The sequence below is a fragment of the Rhodococcus sp. 24CO genome (genome assembly GCF_050586165.1).
Classification (GTDB): domain Bacteria; phylum Actinomycetota; class Actinomycetes; order Mycobacteriales; family Mycobacteriaceae; genus Rhodococcus_F.
The window spans coordinates 566,499-591,832 of record NZ_JAZFNF010000001.1 but is presented as its reverse complement, the minus strand read 5'-3'; the positions used below and the strand labels follow the sequence as shown (position 1 = coordinate 591,832).

24 protein-coding genes are annotated in these 25,334 nt (G+C 62.4%); 13 read left to right on the top strand and 11 right to left on the bottom strand.

Annotated elements, in window-relative coordinates; genetic code table 11:
- Positions 1 to 216 precede the first annotated feature (216 nt).
- From V2B23_RS02865 to V2B23_RS02835, 7 genes are all read right to left on the bottom strand, one after another.
- The gene (locus V2B23_RS02865; RefSeq protein WP_430948924.1) at positions 217 to 639 is read right to left on the bottom strand and encodes a metal-sulfur cluster assembly factor; all 423 of its coding nucleotides are present in this window, start codon (positions 637 to 639) and stop codon (positions 217 to 219) included.
- Positions 639 to 1,166: a Fe-S cluster assembly sulfur transfer protein SufU gene (gene sufU, locus V2B23_RS02860; RefSeq protein ID WP_430948923.1), complete on the bottom strand. Its 528-nt coding sequence runs from the start codon at positions 1,164 to 1,166 to the stop codon at positions 639 to 641. The genes V2B23_RS02865 and sufU overlap by 1 nt, the downstream gene beginning before the upstream one ends.
- A gap of 3 nt (positions 1,167 to 1,169) precedes the next feature.
- Complete coding sequence (locus tag V2B23_RS02855; RefSeq protein WP_430948922.1) at positions 1,170 to 2,435, bottom strand: cysteine desulfurase; 1,266 nt, start codon at positions 2,433 to 2,435, stop codon at positions 1,170 to 1,172.
- Positions 2,436 to 2,440: 5 nt separating this feature from the next.
- On the bottom strand, positions 2,441 to 3,244 hold the full coding sequence (gene sufC, locus V2B23_RS02850; protein WP_430948921.1) for a Fe-S cluster assembly ATPase SufC: 804 nt from the start codon (positions 3,242 to 3,244) through the stop codon (positions 2,441 to 2,443).
- 33 nt (positions 3,245 to 3,277) lie between these two features.
- Entirely contained in the window at positions 3,278 to 4,498 is a 1,221-nt protein-coding gene (gene sufD / locus V2B23_RS02845; protein WP_430948920.1) for a Fe-S cluster assembly protein SufD, read from the bottom strand.
- A complete protein-coding gene (gene sufB, locus V2B23_RS02840; RefSeq protein ID WP_430948919.1) occupies positions 4,498 to 5,958 on the bottom strand; it encodes a Fe-S cluster assembly protein SufB in 1,461 nt (486 codons plus the stop codon). The genes sufD and sufB overlap by 1 nt, the downstream gene beginning before the upstream one ends.
- Positions 5,959 to 6,086: 128 nt before the next feature.
- A complete protein-coding gene (locus V2B23_RS02835; RefSeq protein ID WP_430949171.1) occupies positions 6,087 to 6,752 on the bottom strand; it encodes a helix-turn-helix transcriptional regulator in 666 nt (221 codons plus the stop codon).
- A gap of 210 nt (positions 6,753 to 6,962) precedes the next feature.
- On the opposite strand from V2B23_RS02835, the gene mptB reads away from it, so the two are divergent.
- From mptB to V2B23_RS02815, 4 genes are read left to right on the top strand one after another with little or no spacing between them, the layout of a single operon-like run.
- A complete protein-coding gene (gene mptB, locus V2B23_RS02830) occupies positions 6,963 to 8,717 on the top strand; it encodes a polyprenol phosphomannose-dependent alpha 1,6 mannosyltransferase MptB (RefSeq protein WP_430948918.1) in 1,755 nt (584 codons plus the stop codon).
- Entirely contained in the window at positions 8,714 to 9,658 is a 945-nt protein-coding gene (locus tag V2B23_RS02825) for an ABC transporter ATP-binding protein (RefSeq protein WP_430948917.1), read from the top strand. Before mptB ends, V2B23_RS02825 begins: the two co-directional genes overlap by 4 nt.
- Positions 9,655 to 10,512 (top strand): ABC transporter permease, encoded by an 858-nt coding sequence (locus V2B23_RS02820; protein WP_430948916.1) that lies wholly within the window; start codon positions 9,655 to 9,657, stop codon positions 10,510 to 10,512. Before V2B23_RS02825 ends, V2B23_RS02820 begins: the two co-directional genes overlap by 4 nt.
- A gap of 47 nt (positions 10,513 to 10,559) precedes the next feature.
- Complete coding sequence (locus V2B23_RS02815) at positions 10,560 to 11,957, top strand: hypothetical protein (RefSeq protein ID WP_430949170.1); 1,398 nt, start codon at positions 10,560 to 10,562, stop codon at positions 11,955 to 11,957.
- A 6-nt stretch (positions 11,958 to 11,963) separates the two neighbouring features.
- On the opposite strand, the gene lexA is transcribed toward V2B23_RS02815, so the two are convergent.
- Positions 11,964 to 12,623, bottom strand: a complete 660-nt coding sequence (lexA, locus tag V2B23_RS02810; RefSeq protein WP_430948915.1) for a transcriptional repressor LexA — start codon at positions 12,621 to 12,623, stop codon at positions 11,964 to 11,966.
- A 144-nt stretch (positions 12,624 to 12,767) separates the two neighbouring features.
- Here lexA and V2B23_RS02805 point away from each other — a divergent pair, with 144 nt between their 5' ends.
- Entirely contained in the window at positions 12,768 to 13,739 is a 972-nt protein-coding gene (locus tag V2B23_RS02805) for a COX15/CtaA family protein (protein WP_430948914.1), read from the top strand.
- Between the two features lie 13 nt (positions 13,740 to 13,752).
- On the opposite strand, the gene V2B23_RS02800 is transcribed toward V2B23_RS02805, so the two are convergent.
- Positions 13,753 to 14,232 carry a DUF4188 domain-containing protein gene (locus V2B23_RS02800; protein ID WP_430948913.1) on the bottom strand — a complete coding sequence of 160 codons (480 nt, stop codon included), beginning with the start codon at positions 14,230 to 14,232 and terminating at the stop codon, positions 13,753 to 13,755.
- Positions 14,233 to 14,333: 101 nt separating this feature from the next.
- On the opposite strand from V2B23_RS02800, the gene V2B23_RS02795 reads away from it, so the two are divergent.
- Positions 14,334 to 14,963, top strand: coding sequence for a MerR family transcriptional regulator (locus V2B23_RS02795; protein WP_430948912.1), 630 nt, complete (start codon positions 14,334 to 14,336; stop codon positions 14,961 to 14,963).
- A 59-nt stretch (positions 14,964 to 15,022) separates the two neighbouring features.
- Here the strand turns inward: V2B23_RS02795 and V2B23_RS02790 are convergent, their stop codons facing one another.
- Positions 15,023 to 15,391: a hypothetical protein gene (locus V2B23_RS02790; RefSeq protein ID WP_430948911.1), complete on the bottom strand. Its 369-nt coding sequence runs from the start codon at positions 15,389 to 15,391 to the stop codon at positions 15,023 to 15,025.
- Positions 15,392 to 15,490: 99 nt separating this feature from the next.
- On the opposite strand from V2B23_RS02790, the gene V2B23_RS02785 reads away from it, so the two are divergent.
- Positions 15,491 to 16,456, top strand: coding sequence for a quinone oxidoreductase family protein (locus tag V2B23_RS02785; protein WP_430948910.1), 966 nt, complete (start codon positions 15,491 to 15,493; stop codon positions 16,454 to 16,456).
- 18 nt (positions 16,457 to 16,474) lie between these two features.
- On the opposite strand, the gene V2B23_RS02780 is transcribed toward V2B23_RS02785, so the two are convergent.
- Positions 16,475 to 17,458, bottom strand: coding sequence for a heme o synthase (locus V2B23_RS02780; RefSeq protein WP_430948909.1), 984 nt, complete (start codon positions 17,456 to 17,458; stop codon positions 16,475 to 16,477).
- Positions 17,459 to 17,674: 216 nt separating this feature from the next.
- On the opposite strand from V2B23_RS02780, the gene tkt reads away from it, so the two are divergent.
- The 6 genes from tkt (at position 17,675) to V2B23_RS02750 (ending at position 25,329) form a co-directional block, all read left to right on the top strand.
- The gene (tkt, locus tag V2B23_RS02775) at positions 17,675 to 19,777 is read left to right on the top strand and encodes a transketolase (RefSeq protein ID WP_430948908.1); all 2,103 of its coding nucleotides are present in this window, start codon (positions 17,675 to 17,677) and stop codon (positions 19,775 to 19,777) included.
- 5 nt (positions 19,778 to 19,782) lie between these two features.
- A complete protein-coding gene (gene tal / locus V2B23_RS02770) occupies positions 19,783 to 20,907 on the top strand; it encodes a transaldolase (RefSeq protein WP_430948907.1) in 1,125 nt (374 codons plus the stop codon).
- A 4-nt stretch (positions 20,908 to 20,911) separates the two neighbouring features.
- Complete coding sequence (gene zwf / locus V2B23_RS02765; protein ID WP_430948906.1) at positions 20,912 to 22,456, top strand: glucose-6-phosphate dehydrogenase; 1,545 nt, start codon at positions 20,912 to 20,914, stop codon at positions 22,454 to 22,456.
- On the top strand, positions 22,456 to 23,364 hold the full coding sequence (gene opcA / locus V2B23_RS02760; RefSeq protein WP_092808104.1) for a glucose-6-phosphate dehydrogenase assembly protein OpcA: 909 nt from the start codon (positions 22,456 to 22,458) through the stop codon (positions 23,362 to 23,364). The genes zwf and opcA overlap by 1 nt, the downstream gene beginning before the upstream one ends.
- Entirely contained in the window at positions 23,357 to 24,097 is a 741-nt protein-coding gene (gene pgl / locus V2B23_RS02755; protein WP_430948905.1) for a 6-phosphogluconolactonase, read from the top strand. The genes opcA and pgl overlap by 8 nt, the downstream gene beginning before the upstream one ends.
- A 305-nt stretch (positions 24,098 to 24,402) precedes the next feature.
- The gene (locus V2B23_RS02750) at positions 24,403 to 25,329 is read left to right on the top strand and encodes an SDR family oxidoreductase (protein WP_430948904.1); all 927 of its coding nucleotides are present in this window, start codon (positions 24,403 to 24,405) and stop codon (positions 25,327 to 25,329) included.
- Positions 25,330 to 25,334: the final 5 nt, after the last annotated feature.

The following is a 25,334-nucleotide window of genomic DNA, read 5'->3' as shown; positions in this document are numbered from 1 at the left end:
TGACGAGATGACCGACGATCGCGCGAGGTTCCGAGAGCACGGTGTCTATCGGAGCTGCCTTTCACGCGGATCTCCCTTGGGACGTTCGGTACGAAAACGGCAAAATGCCTTCGCTGGTAACTATCGCGCGAACATATAACTCCGTTACCGGACATAACGCCTAACGCCGGCACCTTGATCAGGTACCGGCGTTGGACGGGAAAAAGTCTCAGTGATTCAGACGGTGAAACCCAAAGCTCGAAGCTGTTCGCGTCCGTCTTCGGTGATCTTGTCCGGGCCCCACGGCGGCAGCCACACCCAGTTGATCTTCATGTCGGTACACAGATCGCTGCGAACCAACGCGCCGCGAGCCTGATCCTCGATCACATCGGTCAGCGGGCACGCCGCCGACGTCAGCGTCATGTCGATCGTGACAACGCCGTCGTCCTCGAAGATCCCGTACACAAGACCGAGGTCTACGACATTGATTCCCAATTCAGGGTCGACGACGTCGCGCATGGCTTCTTCGAGTTCGTCGAGTCGTTCCGGTGCGGGCAATGTTCCGGAACCCTGCGCGCCACCGAATTCCGCAGTGGAATCGGGATTGGGGTTCACCGGAGCGGTGGCCTCGGACTCCTGTGTTGCTTGTGTCTCGGTCATTATCCCTGTCCTCTAGTCGTGTCGACCAAATCACTGCTGTTGCCTCGAGCGTTCACGGCACCGCCGCCTGTGGTGGCAGAAACGGTACCGCCGTCAACAATCTGGACAACTGCATCCTTGAACGCCATCCATCCGAGCAACGCGCACTTCACGCGTGCCGGGTACTTCGAAACTCCCACAAAGGCAATGCCGTCACCGAGAACGTCTTCGTCGCCCTCGATCTTGCCGCGACTGCTGACCATCTCGTTGAAAGCGGCCACGGTCTCGAGCGCATCCGTGACCTTCATGCCGATGACAAGATCGTTGAGCACCGACGTCGACGCCTGGCTGATCGAGCAACCCTGGCCGTCGTACGACACGTCAGCGACGGTGTCGTCGTCCGCGATGTGCACGCGCAGTGTTACTTCGTCGCCACAGGTCGGGTTGACGTGATGAACCTCGGCGCCGAACGGCTCACGCAGGCCGCGGCCGTGCGGATGTTTGTAGTGATCGAGGATCACTTCCTGATACATCTGCTCCATACGCATGATTCAGTTCAACTCCCCTGCGACACCAAAAAATTCCTGGGCACGCTTGATCGCAGCAACCAGCACGTCGATTTCCTCAGCGGTGTTGTACAGGGCAAACGACGCACGGGCCGTAGCCGCGACCCCGAGGCGGCGGTGCAATGGCCAAGCGCAGTGGTGTCCGACGCGGATGGCTACACCCTCGTCGTCGAGAACCTGACCGAGATCGTGGGCATGGATGCCGTCGACGACAAACGAGATTGCGCCGCCGCGGTTTTCGGCGGTCTGCGGACCCACGATGCGTAGGCCGTCGATTGCCGAGAGCTTCTCGAGCGCGGCTTCGATCAGCGCATGCTCGTGTGCGGCAATGGCGTCCATCCCGAAATCGTTCAGGTAGCGCACTGCAGCACCGAGACCGACTACCTGCGAGACCATCTGCGTGCCTGCCTCGAACCGCTGCGGCGCAGGCGCATACGTGCTGGCTTCCATCGTGACGGTTTCGATCATCGATCCACCCGTGATGAACGGAGGCATCGCGGCAAGCAACGCAGCCTTGCCGTACAGAACACCGATGCCGGTGGGGCCGAGCATCTTATGTCCCGAGAAGGCTGCGTAGTCGACATCGAGCGCATGGAAGTCCACTGCCATGTGCGGAACCGACTGGCATGCATCGAGAACCACGAGGGCGCCGACCGCGCGGGCCCGACGAACCAATTCCTCGACGGGAGCGATCGCGCCTGTCACGTTGGACTGATGCGTGAAGGCGACAACCTTGACGGCATCGGTCAATTCGAGCGAATCGAGGTCGATCCGGCCGTCGTCCGTGACGGCGTACCACTTCAGGGTAGCGCCGGTACGCCGCGCAAGTTCCTGCCACGGAACAAGATTGGCGTGATGCTCGAGTTCGGTGATGACGATCTCGTCGCCAGGACCGACGTGCCGATCGAAGCGGTCGTCACCGAGAACGTACGTCACCAGGTTCAGAGCTTCGGTGGCGTTCTTGGTGAAGACGAGTTCGTCGGAGTCCGCCCCGACGAACTCCGCGATCAGAGATCGCGCGTCCTCGTAGGCGTCGGTAGCCTCTTCGGCCAGCTGATGAGCACCCCGGTGAACCGCTGCGTTGCACGTGGTGAGAAATTCCCGCTCGGCGTCGAGCACCTGGAGTGGCCGTTGCGACGTCGCACCGGAATCCAAGTACACCAAGGGTTTTCCGTCGCGCACCGTACGTCCCAGGATCGGGAAATCTTTCCGGATCCTGGTGACGTCGAGCTCGCGCACCGAGGTGGTCATCGCGCTTATGCTCCCTGGGTTGCTGAAGCGTCCGCTGTGAAACGAACGTAGCCGTTGGTCTCGAGCTCATCGGCCAATTCCGGTCCACCGGACTCGACGATGCGGCCGCCGACAAAGACGTGCACGAAGTCGGGAGCGATGTAGCGCAGGATGCGCGTGTAGTGCGTGATCAGCAGAACGCCGCCGTTCTCGCGCTCCTTGTAGCGGTTGACGCCCTCGGAGACAGTGCGCAGCGCGTCGACGTCGAGACCGGAGTCGGTCTCGTCGAGGATCGCGATCTTCGGCTTGAGCATGCCCAGCTGAAGGATCTCGTGGCGCTTCTTCTCGCCACCGGAGAAACCTTCGTTCACGGAACGCTCGATGAACGCGGGATCGATCTCGAGCTCGTTGAGTGCTTCCTTGACTTCCTTGACCCAGTGGCGAAGCTTGGGGGCCTCGCCGCGCACTGCGGTAGCGGCGGTGCGCAGGAAGTTGGACATGGAGACACCGGGAACCTCGACGGGGTACTGCATCGCCAGGAACAAGCCGGCGCGAGCGCGCTCGTCGACGCTCATCGCGAGGACGTCTTCACCGTTGAGGGTGATGGAACCGGAAGTGACCTGGTACTTGGGGTGACCCGCGATGGCGTACGACAGCGTCGACTTGCCCGAGCCGTTGGGGCCCATGATCGCGTGTGTCTCGCCGGAGCGGACCGTCAGGTCGACGCCATTGAGGATCTGGATGGGCTCGGCGTTGGCGTCGCTGTTGGCAACCTCGACGTGCAGGTCCCGAACCTCGAGGACCGAGTTGGTGTTTTCACTGGTAGACATGAAATTCCTTCAAGATGAGAAGTATGAGGGCGGTCAGGAGCCGACTGCTGCGAGTTCGGCTTCGACTGCGGCTTCGAGGCGATCGCGCACCTCGGGAACAGCGATCTTGTTGATGATCTCGTGGAAGAACCCACGTACGACCAGGCGACGTGCCTGATCCTCCGGGATGCCGCGGGCGCGCAGGTAGAACAACTGCTCGTCGTCGAAACGTCCCGTAGCGCTGGCGTGTCCGGCTCCGACGATCTCGCCGGTCTCGATCTCGAGGTTCGGCACCGAGTCTGCGCGTGCACCATCGGTGAGGACCAGGTTGCGGTTGAGTTCGAAGGTGTCGGTTCCCTCGGCTGCCGCACGAATCAGAACGTCGCCGATCCACACGGTGTGCGCATCAGGCTTGCTCGAATTCGGATCGCCCTGCAGTGCGCCCTTGTAGACCACGTTGGACTTGCAGTTGGGCTGGCTGTGATCCACGAGCAGACGCTGTTCCAAGTGCTGTCCGTCGTCAGCGAAGTACACACCGAGCAGTTCGGCGTCGCCGCCTGGTCCGTCGTACTTCACCGTCGCCGAGAGACGAACGAGGTCGCCGCCGAGGCTGATCGCCGTGTGGCGAAGAACTGCGTCGCGGCTGAGACGAGCGTGATGCGACGTGACGTGCACGGCGTCCTCGGCCCAATCCTGAACTGCGACGACGGTCAGGTGCGCACTGTCGCCGAGAACGAATTCGACGTTCTCCGCGAAGGTTCCGCTGCCGCGCTGATCGAGAACAACGGTTGCCTTCGCGAACTGAGCCAGACGAATCTGGGTGTGACCGTAGGCCACTGTGTCCGCTCCGGCGCCTGTCATCGTGACGACGACGGGCTTCTCGACCTCGACCTCGGCTCCAACCGAGATGACCGTCGCAGCTTCGAAGCTCGAGTATGCCTGCGCTGCAATACGATCGGCGGGAACGCCGGCCTTGCCGAGGCGCTCGTCGTCGCGACCGACAGTCTCGACGGTGACATCGCTACCGGCCTCGACGTCGACGGTGATCTGCGCGTTGGCAACAGCACTGCCGTCGTGCAATCCGCGCAGGCGACGCAGCGGGGTGAACCGCCAGATCTCGTCACGTCCGCCGGGAACCTCGAATGCATTCACGTCGAACGAGGAGAACTGCTCACCCTTGTTCGTGATGGGCGAGCCTGTGGCTGCGCCCTTTACGGGAGCACTCGGGTTTTCCCCGGCAACTGCTCCGATGACACCGGTCTCTGGCGTGGTCACTAACCCACAGCCCCTTCCATCTGAAGTTCGATAAGGCGGTTGAGCTCGAGCGCGTACTCCATCGGGAGTTCCTTCGCGATGGGCTCGACGAATCCACGGACGATGGTGGCCATGGCCTCGTCCTCGGTCAGTCCGCGGCTCATGAGGTAGAACAGCTGATCGTCGCTGACCTTGGACACGGTGGCCTCGTGACCCATCGTGACGTCGTCCTCGCGGATGTCGACGTACGGGTAGGTGTCGCTGCGGCTGATCTGGTCGACGAGCAGAGCGTCACACTTGACGGTCGACTTGGAGCCATGGGCACCCTTGTTGACCTGCACCAGACCGCGGTACGACGCGCGTCCACCGCCACGGGCGACGGACTTGCTGATGATGGTGGACGACGTGTGCGGAGCCAGGTGGAGCATCTTGGCACCGGTGTCCTGGTGCTGTCCCTCGCCCGAGAATGCGACGGAGAGAACTTCACCGCGGGCATACTCGCCCATCAGCCATACGGCCGGGTACTTCATGGTGACCTTGGAACCGATGTTGCCGTCGATCCACTCCATGGATCCGCCGGCTTCAACCTTGGTGCGCTTGGTGACCAGGTTGTAGACGTTGTTGGACCAGTTCTGGATGGTCGTGTAGCGGCAGTGGCCGCCCTTCTTCACGATGATCTCGACAACTGCCGAGTGCAGTGAATCGGACTTGTAGATCGGCGCGGTGCAACCTTCGACGTAGTGCACGGAGGCGTTTTCGTCGACGATGATCAGGGTGCGCTCGAACTGACCCATGTTCTCGGTGTTGATGCGGAAGTACGCCTGCAGCGGGATGTCCACGTGGACTCCCGGCGGAACGTAGATGAACGAGCCACCGGACCACACAGCGGTGTTCAGTGCGGAGAACTTGTTGTCGCCGGCCGGGATGACCGATCCGAAGTACTCCTTGAACAGCTCCGGATGTGTCTTGAGACCGGTATCGGTGTCGAGGAAGATGACGCCCTGCTGCTCGAGATCCTCACGGATCGAGTGGTAGACGACCTCGGACTCGTACTGAGCGGCAACACCGGCAACGAGGCGCTGCTTTTCCGCCTCGGGGATGCCGAGCTTGTCGTACGTGTTCTTGATGTCCTCGGGCAGGTCTTCCCACGACTCGGCCTGCTTCTCGCTGGACCGGACGAAGTACTTGATGTTGTCGAAGTGGATACCTTCGAGGTCGCTGCCCCAGTTAGGCATCGGCTTCTTGTCGAAGGTGCGCAGAGCCTTGAGGCGGATGTCGAGCATCCACTCCGGCTCGCTCTTCTTCGCGGAAATATCCCGCACGACAGCCTCGGAGAGTCCGCGCTGTGCGCTGGCTCCGGCTACGTCGGAATCGGACCAGCCGTAGCCGTAGTGACCGAGGGAAGCGATGGCCTCTTCCTGCGAGAGCGGCTCGGTGCCTGCAGCTGCAGTGGTATTCGCCTGGTCTGATGTGACGGTCATGCGAGCTCCTTCCGGAGTCTTGTTTCTTGACGGCTGCTCCGCCGCGACGAGGGCTGAATTCGACGCGAGGAGCATTCTGACTGTGAAGAACTAGCGAAAAACTTTGGGAACTAACGGATCGGGAGGTTTCATTTACTCCCGTTCGATACGAGGGGAACGTGTGTCGTGCACGCGCAGTCACCGTTCGCGATGGTGGCCAAACGCTGAACGTGTGTGCCGAGCAGTTGGCGGAACGCTTCTTGTTCCGCGTCGCACAGTTCCGGAAACTCCTCTGCCACATGGGAAACCGGGCAGTGGTGTTGGCAGATCTGTACGCCGTTGCCCACTGGCCTGGTCGACGCGGCAAATCCGACGGCGCTGAAAGCGTCGGCGATGGCATCTGCCGTTTCCGCCACGGCGCCCAAGTCGGTGGGATCTGCCGGTTCGACATCGCCCACGATTGACTGGACCCGCCGCTTGGCGAACTCCGCGATAGCGGCGTCTCCACCGATTTCGCGTAGTTGGCGCATTGCCGCCCCGGCAAGATCGTCGTACGCGTGACCGAGACGCCCACGTCCAGTGGCGGTGATCTGAAATTGTTTGGCCGGACGCCCGCGTCCACGCTGACGGAGCGACGACGCGGATGCTGCGCGGGCTTCACCGGACTCGATCAACGCGTCCAGGTGACGCCTGACACCGGCTGCACTCAAACCGAGTCGCGTGCCGATTTCGGAGGCTGTAATGGGCCCTTCTTCGAGGAGAAGTTTGACCACCGCTGCCCGAGTCTGGCCTTCGACGCCCACCGCTACCGGCATTACGACAGGACTCTGCGAGGCAGCTGCAGTTGACTGACCTGCATCTTCCTTGCGTTGAGTACGTGTCGCATTTCTTTTCACAACACAAGTGTGACGGAATTCTTTTCGCAGGTCTACTAAGGGCAACCTGCATTACATTCGGGAATAGGCGGACTGCCCGCATTGTTCACAGTTGTCCGAGCCTTCCGTACGAGCCGCTAGGCTTCCTGGGTGCCGCAGACCTCCACGCAGAAGACGACCGCGCAGTCGACCCGCGCGATCCTGCTGGACAAGCCGAAACAACTTGTCCTCTCCACCCTCGGTGTCCGGCCGTTCGGATCCAAGCCCCGGCAATCCGTGATGGCAACGCTTCACGGCGACGAGGACGAGCGCCCCGGCCTGAACGAGAAGGAGACCGCTCAGCTTCGCGGAATCAGGCGTTTCGGCGCGACGGGCACCGTGTTGATGGCGGTGGGCGCACTCGGTGCGGGCGCGCAGCCCGTTCTCCAGAATCCGACGGCCGGACTACGGGTGCTGAGTCTCCCCGGACGAATGCCGACAGTCTCGCTGACGATGACGATGACCGGAACAGTTCTGGTTGTCCTCGCGTGGCTCATGATGGGCCGATTTGCCGTCGGCGATCTGCGCACTCGCGCCGGCGCGCCGCGGCGCATGAGCAGATCACAACTGGACCGCACGCTGTTGCTGTGGATTCTGCCGCTGACCGTCGCCCCGCCGATGTTCAGTCGCGATGTGTATTCGTATCTGGCGCAGAGTGAGATCGCGGCACGCGGCCTCGATCCCTATCTCATCGGCCCCAAAGCCGCGCTCGGTGTCGATCACGTGCTCACCAGAACTGTTCCGACGATCTGGCGTGACACCCCGGCCCCGTACGGGCCCTTCTTCCTGTGGCTTGGACGTGGCATCAGCTCGCTGACCGGCGACAACATCGTTGCCGGAATCTTCCTTCATCGCCTGCTCGTTCTGGTCGGTGTTGCGTTGATCGTGTGGGCACTTCCCCGGTTGGCGAAGCGCTGCGGTGTCTCCGCGGTCAGCTCCCTGTGGCTCGGCGCTGCCAATCCCCTGCTGCTGTTCCACCTGGTTGCCGGAATTCACAACGAGGCCCTGATGCTCGGTCTCATGCTCGCCGGAATCGAGGTGGCGCTGCGCGCTGTCGAAGGTGCCGGCCCGATCCGAGGGCGCTCGCTTGCTCTGTTGATAGCCGGTTCCGGCCTGATCGCATTGTCGGCGACCGTCAAGATTCCGTCCCTGCTTGCACTCGGTTTTGTCGGAGTGGCCTTGGCCCGCCGGTGGGGCGGAACCTGGAAATCGTTCTTCTCGGCAGCGCTACTGCTCGCCGGCGTGACCGTTGTGGTGATCGGCTTCATCAGCGTCGCCAGCGGCTTGGGCATGGGGTGGATCAACACGCTCAACACCGCGACAGCCGTGCGAAGCTGGATGTCGATACCCACGCTGCTCGGTGTTGGCACCGGATTGGCCGGAGTACTTCTCGGACTCGGCGACCACACAACGGCAATTCTCACCATCACCCGCCCGATCGCATATCTGGTTGCAGTGCTGATCACGGCCAGAATGATGGTCTCCGTCTACATGGGACGCCTCCACCCCGTCGGCGGGCTCGGAATCGCCCTCGGCGCGATCGTATTGCTCTTCCCCGTTGTCCAACCGTGGTACCTGCTCTGGGCCATACTCCCGCTCGCGGCTTGGGCAACGGCTCCGATATTCCGCGTCCCGGCCGTGGTGTTCACGTCGATCGTGAGCGTCATGCTCATGTCCAACGGTGCCGAATACCTGCCGTTCATGATCGTCCAAGCGGTCGTCGCGACGATCATCACCGCTTTCGCGTTGATCTACCTCACCCGGAATTCCCTGCCCTGGCGTGGCGAGAAACCAGTAGCGGAGATCACGAAAACCAGACCAGTGGACGAAGGCAACTCTGCCGGGGCTTACGCTGATTCTCCGTGACCTCGAGTGCAACAAGATCGTCGACGCCTGCCGTGCGGATCGAAGGCGTCGTGAAATCGTTTGACGGTGTTCGGGCCGTGGACGGTATCGATCTGACCGTTGAAACCGCGCAGGTCGTTGCCCTTCTCGGCCCCAATGGTGCTGGTAAGACCACTACGGTCGAGATGTGCGAGGGTTTTGTCACCCCCGATTCCGGGACGGTCCGAGTACTCGGACTGGACCCGATCGCCGATTCCGGCGAGGTTCGTTCGCGGATCGGCGTCATGCTCCAGGGCGGCGGCGCGTACCCCGGTTCCAAAGCCGGCGAAATGCTCGACCTCGTTGCCTCGTACTCCGCTGATCCGCTCGATCCCACCTGGCTTTTGTCCAAGCTCGGTTTGACCGATGCACGGCGAACGCCGTATCGACGCCTGTCCGGCGGCCAGCAACAACGCCTGTCGTTGGCGTGTGCACTGGTGAGCCGGCCGGAACTGGTCTTCCTCGACGAACCGACCGCAGGCCTCGACGCCCAGGCTCGCCTGCTCGTGTGGGAGTTGATCGATGCATTGCGCCGCGACGGTGTCAGCATTCTCCTCACCACACACCTCATGGACGAGGCCGAAGCACTGGCTGACGAACTGGTCATCATCGACCACGGCCGCATCGTCGCGTCGGGCACTCCCGCCGAAGTCACCAGCAAGGGCGCCGAGGGTCAGTTGCGGTTGACGACGATGTCCGGACTGAGTGTCGATTCACTTGCTCTGTCCCTCGCCGGGGAATTCCGAGTGAGCGAAGCCAATCCGGGGACATACTTGATCGAAGGCTCGATCGAACCGGCAACGGTGGCAACGGTGGCAACGTGGTGCGCCGAACAAAATGTCCTGATCAATGACATTCGCGTCGATCAACGTAGTTTGGAAGACGTCTTCCTCGAATTGACGGGTCGTGATCTGCGGGGATGACGGGAAACAAGGTCGTGAACAAAGCCGTGTCGAACAGCCAGAACAATGCTTCGGCGAACAGCGCCCGGGACCGACGGTTGGCTGACAATCGCTTCGAGCCCGGCACATTCTCCCCCGATCCTCGCCCCAACTCTGCGGCGAAGATGATGGCAGCGCAGACCAAGCTCGAATTGACGTTGTTGCTGCGCAACGGTGAGCAGTTGCTGCTGACGATGTTGATTCCCATCACGCTGCTGATCGGACTGTCCCTCCTGCCTCTGGGCGATCTGGGTGATTCACGGGTCAGCAAAGTACTGCCCGGCGTCATGATGGTGGCTGTGATGTCCACCGGGTTCACCGGACAGGCGATCGCAGTAGGCTTCGACCGCCGATACGGCGCCCTCAAACGTCTTGGCGCTACACCACTTCCGCGGTGGGGAATCATTGCCGGCAAGAGCGCGGCCGTCATCATCGTCGTGGCATTGCAATCGGTTCTACTCGGCGTGATCTCCCTGGCTCTGGGTTGGCGCCCGACGCCGACGGAACTGGCGATCGGCGCTGTGGTCATCGCTCTGGGAACGGTTACCTTCACCGCGCTCGGACTACTTCTCGGCGGCACATTGCGCGCGGAAATCGTTCTGGCACTTGCCAATGTCCTGTGGTTTGTGATGGCCGGAATCGGCAGCGTCGGACTGATCAGCGAAGACATCCCCGACGCCCTGCACACCTTGGTGCGCCTGGTGCCTTCCGGCGCCTTGGCACATGCCCTCGATTCCGCGCTCGCGTCGTCGATGGACTGGTTCTCAATCGTCGTGCTGCTCGTCTGGGCTGTGATCGGCGCAGCCTGCGCCGCACGGTGGTTCAAATTCACGTGAGCCGCACACGGACAGCACTCCGGATAGCCGGCGCAACCAGTGCGCTGATGCTACTGGCTGCCGTTCCGTCAACCGCGTCGTTGCCGACTGCGGGCCCGCTGGCACCGGCCAATCCCTACCTCGGTCCGGTCGGTACGGCAACAATGCACGGCGACGCCGGTTCGTCCGACGTCACTCCTCTCCCAGGGCCGGGTATCGAACCTCACGAGGTCACCGCGTTTCCCCTGATGTCCGCGTGCCCGACGATTCTTCAAGGTTCCGACGGCCTGATCGTCTCGCTCTGCACTACGATGCTCGGCCAGATCCCCACGATTCACCTCATCGATCCCAAGGCCGACGCGTCACCGTTCGGCCGATCCGTCGCACAGCTCCCCTTGGCGAAGGGCAGCCTGCTCGGGGGCGTCTATGCGTACCTCGATCACGAGAACCGTCTGGTTGCCGTCGACGGCAATCGTCAACTGGTTCGCATCGCGCATGCGCAAAACCCCGACGGAACCTGGCGGCTGGAACTCTCCGACGTGATCGACCTCTCCGGCGCCGTCGCAGCTGACGACAATGTCACCGGGTTGGCACCGGACTGGACCGGCAATGTCTGGTTCGCGACCGGCCACGGCACCGTCGGCGTTGTCGGCACCGATCGGATCGCTCGCACAATCGACCTCCCCGAGGGTGAACAGGTTCAGAACAGTATTTCCACCTCGCCCTCGGGAACGGCTGTCGCCACCACTCATGCGCTGTACCAACTGAGCCGCAAGGGCGACGATATCGCCGTCGATTGGCGTCAGCCGTACGACCGCGGCCCAGCGAGGAACCCCGGCCAATTGAGTTGGGGCACGGGGTCCACACCCACGTACTTCGGGCCGTCGACGGGCAGTGATTTTGTCACGATCGTCGACAATGCTCACCCGACCGTCAGCGTGCGGGTCTATCGATCCGATACCGGCAGCGAAGTGTGCTCCCAACCCGTCCTGACCGCAGCCGGCAAGGACGGCTCACCGAGCGGCAGTGAGAACTCCCCCATTGCGATCGGCCACTCCATCTACGTAGCCGGAACCTATGGCTATCCGTATCCGACCACACCGGAAGGCGCCGGGCCCGCTGTTCCCGCCACCGCGCCCTTCAACGGCGGAATGACCCGCGTCGACATCGATCCGGTCGGCTGCCATGTCGTGTGGGACAACACGATTCGAAGCTCTGCAGTCCCACACCTGTCCACTGCTGACGACAACATCTACACCGTGACGCGCGACGGCTCAGCCGATACGACGCCACTCGACGGTTACTCCTTTGCCGTCATCGACTCGAAGGACGGAACCCAGATCGGGTCCACCACGATGCCCGCCACCGTGGTGCACGACACGCTGCAGATGTCGGCCCTCATTACCGCGTCCGGCGAGTACTTCCAGGGAACGATCTCCGGAATTGTGCGAATTCGCGCGTACTGAGCCCCTCTAAATCCGCCGCATCACCGACACAACTTTGCCCAAGATGGTTGCCTGGTCACCGTCCATGACGTGATAGGCCGAGTTGCGAGGCTCGAGGTAGACGTGGCCGTTACGGCGCCGCAGTACCTTCACTGTGGCCTCGCCGTCGATCATCGCAGCGACAATCTCGCCGGAATGGGCCTCGTCCTGGCGGCGCACCACCACAACATCGCCGTCACAGATCGCGGCGTCCACCATCGACTCGCCGCGCACGCGAAGCCCGAACACAGTTCCGGAGCCGACGAGTTCGCGCGGGAGTTCCAGAACCTCGTCGGTGTGTTCTTCCGCGAGAATCGGTGCACCGGCCGCGATATCGCCAACCACTGGCACCTCGACACTGTTATTCGACGAACCCCCCTTGATTCCGACCAGGAAGGGCCGGACGTCCAGTTGCCGAGCCATGGCCGTCCCCCGGCGGAGGAATCCCTTTTCCTCGAGACTCTTGAGGTGTTTGGATACCGACGACGTCGACCGCAGACCTACCGCGTCCCCGATTTGCCGGGTGCTCGGCGTGGATCCGTTTGTGGTCACCCAGTCCCGAATCGTGGCGAGAATCTGCTGCTGGCGGAGCGGGAGGGTGGAGGCGTCGAGGCCACCGAACATGTCGAGTTCGTCGTAATGCGTCACTCGGAGAATCGTAGTGAGGGGTGCCGACAGTCTTCTGCATTAGGGCTTCTGCATTAGGGCGGGCTGCCCCGACGACAGGGGGCAGACGCGGAGCGGGCTGACCCAACGACACGCTGTAGTTGTTGGGGAACTACCATCGTTGGCGTGGTGAATCGTGTGTATGCCGGATTTTTGAGCTTGGTGGATCGCCTGCCTCTCCCCTCGCTGAAGACGCAGAAGATCATCGCGTTCATCGTGATCTTGACCCAGGGCGGTATTGCTGTCACAGGTGCGGTTGTGCGTGTGACTGCGTCGGGGCTGGGTTGCCCGACCTGGCCGCAGTGCTTCCCGGGCAGTTTTGTTCCGGTCGGCCATGGTGAGGTCGCGATCATCCATCAGGTGGTGGAGTTCGGAAACCGGCTGCTGACGTTTGTGGTCGTGATTGTCGCGGCTGCGATTGTCCTGGCAGTGACGCGGGCGCGTCGTCGCCGCGAGGTTCTGGTGTACGCGTGGATGATTCCGCTCGGCACTGTCATCCAGGCGATTATCGGCGGAATTACCGTGCTCACAGGGTTGCTGTGGTGGACGGTTGCCATTCACCTGGTTGCGTCGATGCTGATGGTGTGGATCGCAACCGTCATGTACGCGAAGATCGCCGAACCCGATGACGCGACCACACTGATCGTGATGCCGAAGCCGCTGCGCTGGCTCGCTGCGCTGAGTGGTGTTGCGCTTGCCGGTGTTCTGGTTGCGGGAACCCTCGTGACGGGAGCCGGCCCACACGCCGGCGACAAGAGCCTCGACCGGACGGTTCCGCGTCTCGAAATCGAGATCGTCACCTTGGTCCATCTGCATTCACAACTGCTGGTCGGCTATCTCGCGTTGGTCGTCGGCCTGACCTTCGGTCTGTATGCCGTGGGAACGTCAGCCGCAGTGAAGAAACGTCTGCATGTTCTGCTGGTGCTGATTGTTGCTCAGGCATTGATCGGCGTTGTTCAGTACTTCACCGATGTACCGCAGATTCTCGTGATCCTGCATGTCGCGGGTGCAGGTCTGTGCACAGCGGCAACGGCCGCGGTGTGGGCGGCAGGAAAGGTCAGACAAGACGTTCCGGCTGCAACTGCTGTACCGGCCTGACACAACCTGTCGGTCAGCTGAGCATCCGCTCCCTCGCGGTGTCGCGCCGCTTCCCCACCGGCACGGAGGAAGTGGCCTCGGCCAGCCCCATGACGGGCATGTTCACGTAGACCGATTCGTGCTGGCCGCTTCCGACGCGGTATGTCTCGTGATAGACGCCCACATCGCCGCCCTTACCGACGCGCCGGTTGAATGCCCTCCAGGCCGGCAGATGTGGATCGTTCGGGTTCTTCGCGAACGCTTCGAGGTCGTCGAAGCTTCGCCAGTACTGGATCACGGTAATCGTGCGCCCTCCCCAGGACATTCGTGCCCCGAGCATCCCTTTGTCCGGCGATCGCTGCAGTTCTCGAAGCATTCGAGGCATCGCAACAAACGCGCCGATCCACTTGTGGATCTTCCAGAGCTTGTTGAACCTCATGCCGATGATGAAAACCACAAACTGGCCGTCGACGTCCGCGGTGTATCGGCCGTTCTGAACTTGATGTCGATTCATGCGAATCCTTCCATCGCAGTGTCATGTTGCCTCGGTGCAGATAGTGACACTATCTATAATGGATAGTGCTACTATCCGAACGTGAAGTCAAGGGCAAAACTGTGAGGATCTCGGAGCTCAGCGCCCGAAGTGGAGTATCAATCGCTTCGATCAAGTACTACTTGCGCGAGGGCCTGCTCACCAGCGGTCAACAATCAGCCACCAACCAGGCCGACTACAACGAGGACCACGTGAGGCGCCTGCGACTGATTCGTTCTCTGATCGATATCGGCGGCCTGTCGATAGCAAAAGTTCGAGCGGCGCTGACCGCGACGGAAGACGAAACAACCCCGATGCACGACGCATTCGGGGCGGTGATGCATGGACTCGACGAACTTCCGACCGATGACGCGTCCACCGATATCGCCGCCGCGTACGACGAGGTACAGGCGTGGCTCGAGGCAAGGAATTGGAAAATCGAGGATGGCGCTCCGGCGCCGTACCGACTCGCGGAACTCATCGCGACGCTGCGCCGGTTCGGCTTCCCCGCAGCGGCAACGGATTTCGACAATTCCGCAGACTTCGTCGAGCGAACTGCCGAAGCCGAAGTTCAATACGCTCGATCCATGCCGGATCGCACCGCTGCCGTCGAGACCATGCTCATCGGGACGGTGATCTACGAGCGAGCTCTTGTCGAAGTGCGGCGGCTTGCGCTCGAAGCTGCCAGTTTCCGACTTGATGAAACCGACTAGATAAACGAAGTGCGGCGAAGTCCCGGCACCAGGTGCCGGGGTTCGCCCCAATCAGTTGTTCAGGCTCCGTTGCGGGCCTTCGGGAAGCGCGTCTGGTGGGCAACCCACCCGGCCATCTTCTTGAAGTGGCCCTCGGCCGGCGTGACGATGCTCGTCAGTTCGCGTTCCCACTCGGCAACGGTGACGTTGTCGAAGGACGCTACGACGGCATTTGCCGTGGCCAGATCCTTGACCACCTGATCACCGAGAATGCCGTCGGCACCCACGAGAGTGATGCGCACCCCGACAACACCGACGGGCTGAATGACGGCACTCGCGGTGCCGCCGTGTTCGGCGACGAACTTGGTGATCGCTTTGACCGTCGACTTCGGAAGTTCCGGCGCGGTCGCGGACGGTGTGGCGTCCGACTTCTCGGTATCGGTGCTCATAGCTCGACAATACTGGTCGGTAGTTCGTCCGCAACACGAGGCATGGCCAATATGAGGCATGACCTGAGTCGACGCGACCTCGGGTGTAGAACAGACAAGATGCGAGCCATCTATGTTTCCGAGACCGGCGGACCAGACGTTCTCACTCTGTCCGAACAACCCGAACCCACGATCGGTGCACACGACCTACTCGTCCGCACCGAAGCCATCGGTATCAACTTCATCGACACGTACTTCCGAATGGGCATGTATGCACGCGATCTCCCCTACATCCCCGGCGACGAAGGCACCGGGATCGTCGAGGCTATCGGCACCGAGGTAACGGAATTTGCCGTCGGTGAGCGGGTGGCGTGGGCGGCAGCAACCGCAAGCTATGCCGAAAAGGTGGCTGTTTCCTCCACTGTTGCAGTAAAAGTTCCCGATGGTGTCCCTGCCCCGGTTGCCGCGTCGGCGCTCCTACAGGGCATGACCGCGCATTACCTCTGCAAGTCCACGTATCCGATCCAGCCGGGTGACACGGTGCTCGTGCACGCAGGTGCCGGCGGCGTCGGATTGATCCTCACGCAGATGGCAGTGAGTCTCGGCGCCAAGGTCATCACAACGGTGTCGTCGGATGCCAAAGAACAACTGTCGCGAGAGGCCGGTGCGTCGGAGGTCCTGCGGTACGAGGACGACATCGCGGCCCGGGTACGTGAGCTGACCGGCGGTGAAGGTGTCGCTGTGGCCTACGACGGAGTGGGTGCAACGACCTTCGATGCAAGCCTCGCCTCGGTACGAATCCGCGGGACCGTCGCATTGTTCGGGGCCGCCAGTGGCGCTGTGCCGCCGGTTGATCCGCAGCGGCTCAACAGCTCGGGTTCACTGTTCCTGACCCGGCCGACGTTGGCGCACTACATTCGCACGCCGGAGGAACTGCGGTGGCGGGCCGGCGACGTCTTCGACGCCATCGCGGCGGGCACCTTGAAGATTCTGGTGGGTGCGCAGTATCCGTTGGCAGATGCTGCCCAGGCTCATCGTGATCTGGAAGGCCGGGCAACTACGGGATCGATAGTGCTGATTCCCTAGGTTCGTGGCTGCAGGCGGTCAGCTGAACATTTCGCTGATCGTCTGCAGTCCCAGCACCGAATCGATGGCCAGGCCCACGAACAGCACGGACAGGTAGTTGTTGGACTGCAAGAAGAGCTTGAGGGGCTTGACCTCTGCGCCGCCGCGGACTCCGCGGTACAGCTGGTGCGCGAGGAGCAGGAACCAGGCGCCGGCCAGCAGAGCAACGATCGCGTAGACGAGACCGGCTGCGGGAACGAGGATCAGGCTGGTGACCACCATTGCCCAGCTGTAGAACAAGATTTGCTTGGTGACGTGCTCTTCGGTCGCGATGACCGGGAGCATCGGGACGCCGGCAGCCTTGTAGTCCTCTTTGTAACGCATGGCGAGAGCCCACGTGTGGGGCGGCGTCCAGAAGAAGATGATCAGGAACAGAACAAACGGTTCCCAGCTGAGTGAACCGGTGACGGCGGCCCAACCGACCAAGACGGGCATGCAGCCTGCTGCGCCGCCCCAGACGACGTTCTGCCACGTACGACGCTTGAGCACCATGGTGTAGATCAGCACGTAGAACGCGATGGTGATGACAACGAGGACACCGGCGAGAAGGTTGGCGCGCCACCACAGCCACACGAACGACGCCAGTCCGAGCACCAGTCCGAAGACCAGAGCGTTGCGCGTCGGGACGGCCTCACGGGCCAGTGGGCGCTTGGCGGTGCGCTTCATGACCTTGTCGATATCCGCGTCGACGACGCAGTTGAGGGAGTTCGCGCTCGCGGCGCCCATCCATCCACCGAACAAGGTGCTCAGCACCAGCCACAGGTCGACGTTTCCGCGATCTGCCATGAGCATCGCCGGAATTGTTGCCACCAGAAGCAATTCGATGACTCGCGGCTTCGTGAGCGCGATGTACGCCAGAACCTTCCCCATTGCGCGACCCAGAACGGTGTTCTGATTGGTCGCCCGCGGGGCTGCTCCGGGGCTGCCGAAGCCATGTCCGCTCGGCTGTTGCCCTGTCCGCACGTTCTCTCCTTGCACCACGCGTTACCGCACTATCTCTTCACGACACACTGCTGACACTTTTCTGGACTATCGCATTTTCTACTACGGACGATGGTAGACCGCGGCCATCGAGGAACCGAATCGACCCGGACAGCCAGGACCATTAGGCTGGGTGACGCAGCGGAGGGACACCTCTCCCTCGCAATCCACGTACACAATGTCAGGAGACATCTGCCAGTGTCGATCACAGACGAGATCCACGTCCTCACACAGCCAGTCCACCCCTCGGACTGGACCGACCTGGACACGAAGGCTGTCGATACCGCCCGCGTGCTCGCCGCCGATGCGGTTCAGAAGGTCGGCAACGGCCACCCCGGAACCGCAATGAGCTTGGCGCCGTTGGCATATACCTTGTTCCAGCGTGTCATGCGTCACGATCCGTCGGATGCGGAATGGGTCGGGCGCGACCGCTTCATCCTCTCCTGCGGCCACTCGTCTCTGACGCTGTACACGCAGCTTTACCTCTCGGGTTACGGCCTCGAGCTGGCAGACCTCGAAGCTCTCCGTACGTGGGGCGCCCTCACGCCGGGTCACCCGGAGTTCGGTCACACGAACGGCGTCGAGATGACGACGGGTCCGCTGGGCCAGGGCCTCGCGTCCGCAGTCGGCATGGCAATGGCTGCTCGTCGTGAGCGTGGATTGTTCGATCCGGAAACCCCGGTCGGTTCTTCCCCGTTCGACCATCACATCTACGTGATCGCGTCCGACGGTGACATCGAGGAAGGCGTCACGTCCGAGGCGTCGTCGCTCGCGGGTGTCCAGGAACTGGGCAACCTCATCGTCTTCTACGACGACAACAAGATCTCCATCGAGCACGACACCGCGATCGCTCTCGGCGAAGACGTCGGCAAGCGCTACGAGGCATACGGCTGGCACGTTCAGCATGTCGAGGGTGGCGAGAACGTCTCCGGCATTCTCGACGCAGTCGCTGCGGCCAAGGCCGTCGTCGATCGCCCGTCGATCATTCTTCTTCGTACGATCATCGGTTTCCCGGCTCCGAAGAAGATGAACACCGGCGACGTTCACGGCTCCGCTCTCGGTGCCGACGAAGTTGCCGCGGTCAAGGAAGCTCTCGGCTTCGATCCGGCCAAGTCGTTCGACGTCGACGCCGACGCATTGGCACACGCCCGTGAGGTCGTCTCCCGCGGAGCCGACGCGCGCAAGGCATGGCAGGTCGAGTTCGACGCGTGGGCGTCGCGCGAGTCCGAGCGCAAGGAACTGTTCGACCGCTTGTTCGCCGGTGAGTTCCCCGCCGGTTGGGCCGACGCTCTTCCGACGTACGAGCCCGACGCCAAGGGTGTCGCAACTCGTAAGGCTTCCGGTTCGGCGCTCAACGCGCTGGGCCCGATCCTGCCCGAGCTGTGGGGCGGCTCCGCCGACCTCGCCGGCAGCAACAACACCACCATCAAGGGTGCAGACTCCTTCGGTCCGTACTCCATCTCCACCAACGACTGGAACGCCAAGCCTTACGGCCGCACGCTCCACTTCGGCATCCGTGAGCACGCGATGGGCTCGATTCTCAACGGCATCGCGCTGCACGGCCCGACCCGCCCGTACGGCGGAACGTTCATGGTGTTCTCCGACTACATGCGTCCGGCTGTTCGCCTCGCCGCTCTCATGAAGACCGCGGTCACGTACGTCTGGACCCACGACTCCATCGGACTCGGCGAAGACGGCCCGACGCACCAGCCGGTCGAGCACCTCGCTGCTCTGCGCGCCATCCCGAACCTGTCCGTTGTCCGTCCGGGTGACGCCAACGAGACGTCGTTTGCCTGGCAGGCAGCGCTCGAGCACAAGACGGGTCCGACCGCTCTGGCACTCACCCGCCAGGACGTCCCGGTTCTCGAAGGCACCAAGGAGAAGGCAGCCGAGGGCGTCAAGCGCGGCGCATACGTGCTCGCCGATGCCGCCAACGGTGCTCCCGAGGTCATTCTGCTGGCCACCGGCTCCGAACTACACCTGGCCACCGAGGCTCGCGAGACCCTCGAAGCACAGGGCGTCGCAACGCGCGTCGTGTCGGTTCCGTGCCTCGATTGGTTCCTCGAGCAGGATCAGGCATACCGCGACGAGGTCATTCCTCCGGCCGTGCGTGCTCGCGTATCCGTCGAAGCCGGTATCGCAATGCCGTGGTGGCGCATTCTCGGCGACACCGGCCAGGCCGTCTCGCTCGAGCATTACGGCGCTTCCGCCGATTGCAAGACCTTGTACCGGGAGTTCGGCATCACCGCCGACGCGACTGTCGAAGCCGCGCAGCGCTCCCTCGCCGCTGTGAAGGGATGATCTCGATGACACAGAATGTGAACACCGAAAAGCTGTCCGCTGCAGGAGTTTCCATCTGGCTTGACGATCTTTCGCGAGATCGCATCCAGTCCGGAAACCTGCAGAACCTGATCGACACCAAGTCCATCGTTGGTGTCACCACCAACCCGTCGATCTTCCAGGCAGCCCTGTCCAAGGGCTCGGACTACGACGCTCAGGTTCGCGAGTTGGCCCAGCGCGGCGCCGATGTCGACGCCACCATCACGGCAGTCACCACCGACGACGTGCGCGCTGCGTGCGACATCCTGGCTCCGCAGTTCGAGGCTTCGAACGGCGTCGACGGCCGCGTATCCATCGAGGTTGATCCTCGCCTGGCACACGACACCGATGCGACTGTCGCGCAGGCCATCGAGCTGCACAAGATCGTCGACCGCCCGAACGTCCTCATCAAGATCCCCGCGACGCTGGCCGGCATTCCGGCCATCGCCAAGGTGATCGGTGAAGGCATCAGCGTCAACGTCACGTTGATCTTCTCGGTCGAGCGCTACGAAGCCGTCATGGGTGCGTACCTCGACGGTCTGGAGACCGCGAAGGCTGCGGGCCGCGACATCGCGTCCATCGAGTCGGTGGCGTCGTTCTTCGTTTCCCGCGTGGATTCCGAGATCGACAACCGCCTCACGGCGATCGGCACGCCTGAAGCTCTCGAGCTTCGCGGCAAGGCTGCACTCGCAAACGCTCGTCTGGCATACAACGCATACCAGCAGGTCTTCGAGGTGCAGTCGCGCTTCCAGGGGCTTCTGGCTGACGGCGCCAAGGCGCAGCGTCCGCTGTGGGCGTCGACGGGTGTGAAGAACCCCGACTACCCGGACACGCTCTACGTCACGGAGTTGGTTGCACCCAACACGGTCAACACCATGCCGGAGAAGACGCTCGACGCACTGGCCGACCACGGTGAGATCGCGGGCGACACCATCTCGGGCACCGCTCAGGAGTCGCAGGCAGTTTTCGATCAGCTCGCGGCCGTCGGCATCGACCTCGTGGACGTGTTCACTGTCCTCGAGACCGAGGGCGTCGACAAGTTCGAGGTGTCGTGGAACGAGTTGCTGGACGCGACTGCCGAGCAGCTCCGCGCAGCAACCCAGAAGAGCTGAGCCTGTGAGCGATTCCGCGGCGGCATCGGATTGGGTCAACCCCCTCAGAGACAGCACGGACAAACGTCTTCCGCATATTGCCGGGCCTTGCGCCCTGGTGATTTTCGGGGTCACCGGCGACTTGGCTCGGCGCAAGCTGATGCCGGCCGTCTACGACCTTGCCAACCGAGGGCTGCTGCCGCCCGGATTCGCTCTGGTCGGGTTCGCCCGGCGCGACTGGACTGACGCAGACTTCGCACAGGTAGTTCTGGACGCGGTCAAGGACGGTGCTCGCACCAAGTTCCGGCAGAGCGTGTGGGAGCGTCTGGCGGACGGTATCCGATTCGTCAAGGGCAACTTCGACGATTCCGAGGGCTTCACGAACCTGGCCGAAACCTTGGCCACGCTTGATTCCGAGCGCGGCATCGGTGGCAATCACGGCTTCTACCTCGCGATCCCGCCGGATGATTTCCCGCAGGTTCTCGAGCAGTTGTCGTCGTCCGGGCTTGCCCAGGCCGAAGAAGGCCAGTGGCGACGCGTTGTCATCGAGAAGCCGTTCGGGCACGATCTCGAGAGTGCTCGTGAACTGAACGCTGTGGTCAACAAGGTGTTCCCCGAGGACACGGTCTTCCGTATCGACCACTACCTCGGCAAGGAAACGGTTCAGAACATCCTGGCTTTGCGTTTCGCGAACCAGCTGTTCGATCCGATCTGGAACGCGCACTACGTCGACCACGTTCAGATCACGATGGCCGAAGACATCGGTCTCGGTGGCCGCGCCGGATACTACGACGGTATCGGCGCAGCTCGCGACGTCATCCAGAACCACCTGCTGCAACTGCTGGCGTTCACTGCAATGGAAGAGCCCATCAGCTTCGAGCCGCTCAACCTGCAAGCTGAGAAGATCAAGGTCCTCTCCGCCACCAGGCTCGCCGAACCTCTCGACGAGACTACTGCCCGTGGCCAGTACACGGGCGGTTGGCAGGGTGGTCTCCCGGTTGTCGGGCTTCTCGAAGAGGACGGCTTCGCGGCTGATTCCATCACCGAGACGTACGCGGCCATCACCCTCGAGGTCGACACTCGACGTTGGGCCGGTGTGCCCTTCTACCTGCGCACCGGAAAGCGTCTGGGTCGCAGGGTCACGGAGATCGCCGTGGTCTTCAAGCGGGCACCGCATCTGCCTTTCGACAAGACCATGACCGACGATCTCGGCCAGAACGCGCTGGTCATCCGAGTACAGCCCGATGAAGGCGTCACCATGCGCTTCGGATCGAAGGTTCCGGGATCGAGCATGGAAGTACGCGACGTCAACATGGACTTCTCGTACGGCCAGGCCTTCACCGAGTCTTCACCCGAAGCGTACGAGCGACTCATCCTCGATGTCCTCCTCGGCGAGCCGTCACTGTTCCCGGTGAACGCCGAAGTCGAATTGTCTTGGGAGATCCTCGATCCCGTCCTCGAGCATTGGGCTGCCGGTGGCAAACCGGACCCGTACGAGGCCGGTACCTGGGGACCGGAATCTGCCGACGAAATGTTGAACCGCACCGGACGCGAATGGAGGCGACCCTAGTGATTCTCGATTTGCCGTCAACCACCACGGTCCAGGTCAGCAAGAAACTGGTCGAGGTACGCAAGACCGGCGGCGCTGTCACGTTGGGTCGTGTGTTGACTCTTGTTGTCTGCACCCGCGACACCGGCAACGCCGAAGAAGCGATCGAGGCAGCCAACGAAGCAAGCCGCGAGCACCCGTGTCGCGTCATCGTGCTGCTGCGCGGCGACGAGCAAAGCGAACCACGCCTCGACGCCCAGATCCGCGTCGGCGGCGACGCGGGCGCTTCGGAAGTTGTGGTGCTCCGTCTCTACGGTCCGCTGGCGGATCACGAGAGCAGCGTTGTCATCCCGTTCCTGCTCCCGGACACTCCGGTTGTCGCGTGGTGGCCGCTCGAGGCTCCCGCGATTCCGGCCAAGGACCCGGTGGGTAAGCTCGCGGTCCGTCGTATCACCGACGCGACCGGCGCACCCGATCCGACGGCAACCATCAAGGGTCGACTCGCGTCGTACACCGCCGGAGATACCGATCTGGCGTGGAGTCGCGTCACGTACTGGCGTGCACTGTTGGCGTCGGCGCTCGATCTTCCGCCACACGAGAATGTCACCTCCGCTGTGGTGTCAGGCCTGAAAACCGAACCCGCACTGGATATTCTGGCTGGCTGGTTGGCTGCAAAGACCGGAGTTCCGGTGTACCGCCGCACCGGCGCGCTGAATGTGGAGCTGAAGCTCGAGACGCGCAGCATCTCCATCAGCCGCCCGCAAGAGGGTACAACCGCAACGCTGATCCGCACGGGTCAGCCGGATGCGCTTGTGTCCCTGGGGCGCCGGGAAACACGCGATTGCCTCGCCGAGGAATTGCGTCGACTCGATCCTGACGAAATCTACGAAGAGGCACTGGCCGGCCTCGAGAAGGTGACATATGAGTGATGTTGTCGTAGAGAAGTTTTCGGACGCAGTCCAGTTGGTGGACGCGGCTGCCGCACGGTTGGTGGACACCATCGTCGAGGCTCAGAAGGCTCGCGGCGTTGCATCCATCGTTCTGACCGGCGGCGGAACCGGCATCGCACTTCTCGAAAAGTTGCGCAAAACTCCCGGCGACATCGACTGGGCGCAAATCGACCTGTACTGGGGCGACGAGCGTTTCCTCCCGGCCGGCGATCCGGAGCGTAACGAGGTTCAAGCGCGCGAGGCGCTACTCGATCATGTTCCGGTCGATCCGGATCGGGTACATCCGATGGCCGCCTCGGACGGCATCTACGACGGCGATCCTGACGGCGCGGCAACTGCCTACGAGCAGTTGCTGGGCGCGCAGGCGCACGGCAAGCAGGTCCCCACATTTGATGTGCACCTGCTTGGCATGGGCGGTGAGGGACACATCAACTCGCTGTTCCCGCACACCGACGCGGTTCGTGAAGAGTCTCGTTTTGTGGTTGCGGTGACGGACTCCCCCAAGCCCCCGCCGGTCCGCATCACTCTGACTTTGCCCGCCGTTCAGCGTGCAAAGGAAGTGTGGCTGCTGATTTCCGGCGCAGCTAAGGCTGAAGCTGTTGCCGCTGCCGTTGGCGGCGCAGCCGCTGTTGACTGGCCATGCGCGGGTGCCACAGGGTTGGTTGCCACCCGGTGGTTCCTCGATTCGGGCGCTGCCTCGCAGCTGCCCTGATTTCAGATTCACTCCGGCCGGGAGTCGTCTTCGGGCGACTCCCGTGTCGGTGGAACTTCTGTGGCCACTCCCCCGCGGCGACCGCTACGCACAATCGCTAGCCTGCTCGAATTTCTTCGTGCCACAACCGAACTCATCGGCGTGACACCGTTTCTCCAGTGGGCACTCTGCCCGACACAACGATTCATGTTCCCCCCGGTCCATGTTCCTGAGCACTCACGAACTTTGACGCGCCCAGAGAGCTTTCGGTTCCTCTTTTGTTTCGAGGCCTTGAACGTGGCAGCGCCCGCGAGCAGAATCGGACAATGGCGTGGACACCTCAACCTGATGCCCTACGCGGGCGAGTAGCTGTTGTTGCCGGGGCGACGCGGGGCGCCGGACGCGGAATCGCCGCAGCTTTGGGCGAAGCGGGTGCCACGGTTATCTGCACTGGTCGGAGTACCTCTACCGGTATTCTTCAGTCGGATTACCAACGGAGCGAAACCATCGAGGAGACCGCCGCTCTGGTCACCGAATTGGGCGGCGTCGGAGTACCGATTGCCGTTGATCACCTCAAGAGCACTCAGGTGGCTGATCTCGCCGCGAGATTGCGCACCGACTACGGCCACATCGACGTGTTGGTCAACGACATCTGGGGCGCGGAACTGCTCAAGGGTGGACCCGCGGAGTGGAACACTCCAGTCTGGGAACACGATCTGGACAAGGGATTTCACATCTTGCGCCTGGCGATCGACACCCACATCACTACGTCGCATCATCTCCTGCCGCTGATGATTGACCGGCCAGGTGGCTTGGTTGTCGAAATAACCGACGGCACTACCGAATACAACGCCTCGAACTACCGCATTTCGGTGTTCTACGACTTGGCAAAAGTGTCGGTGAACAGGCTCGCATATACGCAGGGTCATGAATTGGCCCCGTTCGGATGTACCGCCATTGCCATTACACCGGGCTTCCTGCGATCAGAAATGATGCTCGACAATTTTGGTGTCACAGAATCGAATTGGCGAGACGCACTACTGCCGAATCAGGATGGGCCGACCGCGCCACCGGATTTTGCGCGCTCCGAGTCGCCGAGATTTGTCGGACGCGCAGTTGCCGCCCTTGCCGCCGATCCGAATCGGGCCCGATGGAATCAACGATCTGTCAGTTCAGGTGAACTCGGAGCAGAGTACGGCTTCGCGGACACAGACGGTTCGAGGCCCAACTTCTGGCAGCCGGATCACGATTAGTCGCC

Bases quoted from the DNA above. Each gene is read 5' to 3' on its own strand.
- V2B23_RS02820 (WP_430948916.1), top strand. From the start codon at position 9,655: ATGACGGGAAACAAGGTCGTGAACAAAGCCGTGTCGAACAGCCAGAAC.
- sufU (WP_430948923.1), bottom strand. From the start codon at position 1,166: ATGCGTATGGAGCAGATGTATCAGGAAGTGATCCTCGATCACTACAAA.
- sufC (WP_430948921.1), bottom strand. From the start codon at position 3,244: ATGTCTACCAGTGAAAACACCAACTCGGTCCTCGAGGTTCGGGACCTG.
- tal (WP_430948907.1), top strand. From the start codon at position 19,783: ATGACACAGAATGTGAACACCGAAAAGCTGTCCGCTGCAGGAGTTTCC.
- sufB (WP_430948919.1), bottom strand. From the start codon at position 5,958: ATGACCGTCACATCAGACCAGGCGAATACCACTGCAGCTGCAGGCACC.
- V2B23_RS02835 (WP_430949171.1), bottom strand. From the start codon at position 6,752: ATGCCGGTAGCGGTGGGCGTCGAAGGCCAGACTCGGGCAGCGGTGGTC.
- V2B23_RS02815 (WP_430949170.1), top strand. From the start codon at position 10,560: ATGCTACTGGCTGCCGTTCCGTCAACCGCGTCGTTGCCGACTGCGGGC.
- V2B23_RS02855 (WP_430948922.1), bottom strand. From the start codon at position 2,435: ATGACCACCTCGGTGCGCGAGCTCGACGTCACCAGGATCCGGAAAGAT.
- V2B23_RS02865 (WP_430948924.1), bottom strand. From the start codon at position 639: ATGACCGAGACACAAGCAACACAGGAGTCCGAGGCCACCGCTCCGGTG.
- V2B23_RS02800 (WP_430948913.1), bottom strand. From the start codon at position 14,232: ATGAATCGACATCAAGTTCAGAACGGCCGATACACCGCGGACGTCGAC.
- pgl (WP_430948905.1), top strand. From the start codon at position 23,357: ATGAGTGATGTTGTCGTAGAGAAGTTTTCGGACGCAGTCCAGTTGGTG.
- V2B23_RS02750 (WP_430948904.1), top strand. From the start codon at position 24,403: ATGGCGTGGACACCTCAACCTGATGCCCTACGCGGGCGAGTAGCTGTT.
- V2B23_RS02785 (WP_430948910.1), top strand. From the start codon at position 15,491: ATGCGAGCCATCTATGTTTCCGAGACCGGCGGACCAGACGTTCTCACT.
- V2B23_RS02790 (WP_430948911.1), bottom strand. From the start codon at position 15,391: ATGAGCACCGATACCGAGAAGTCGGACGCCACACCGTCCGCGACCGCG.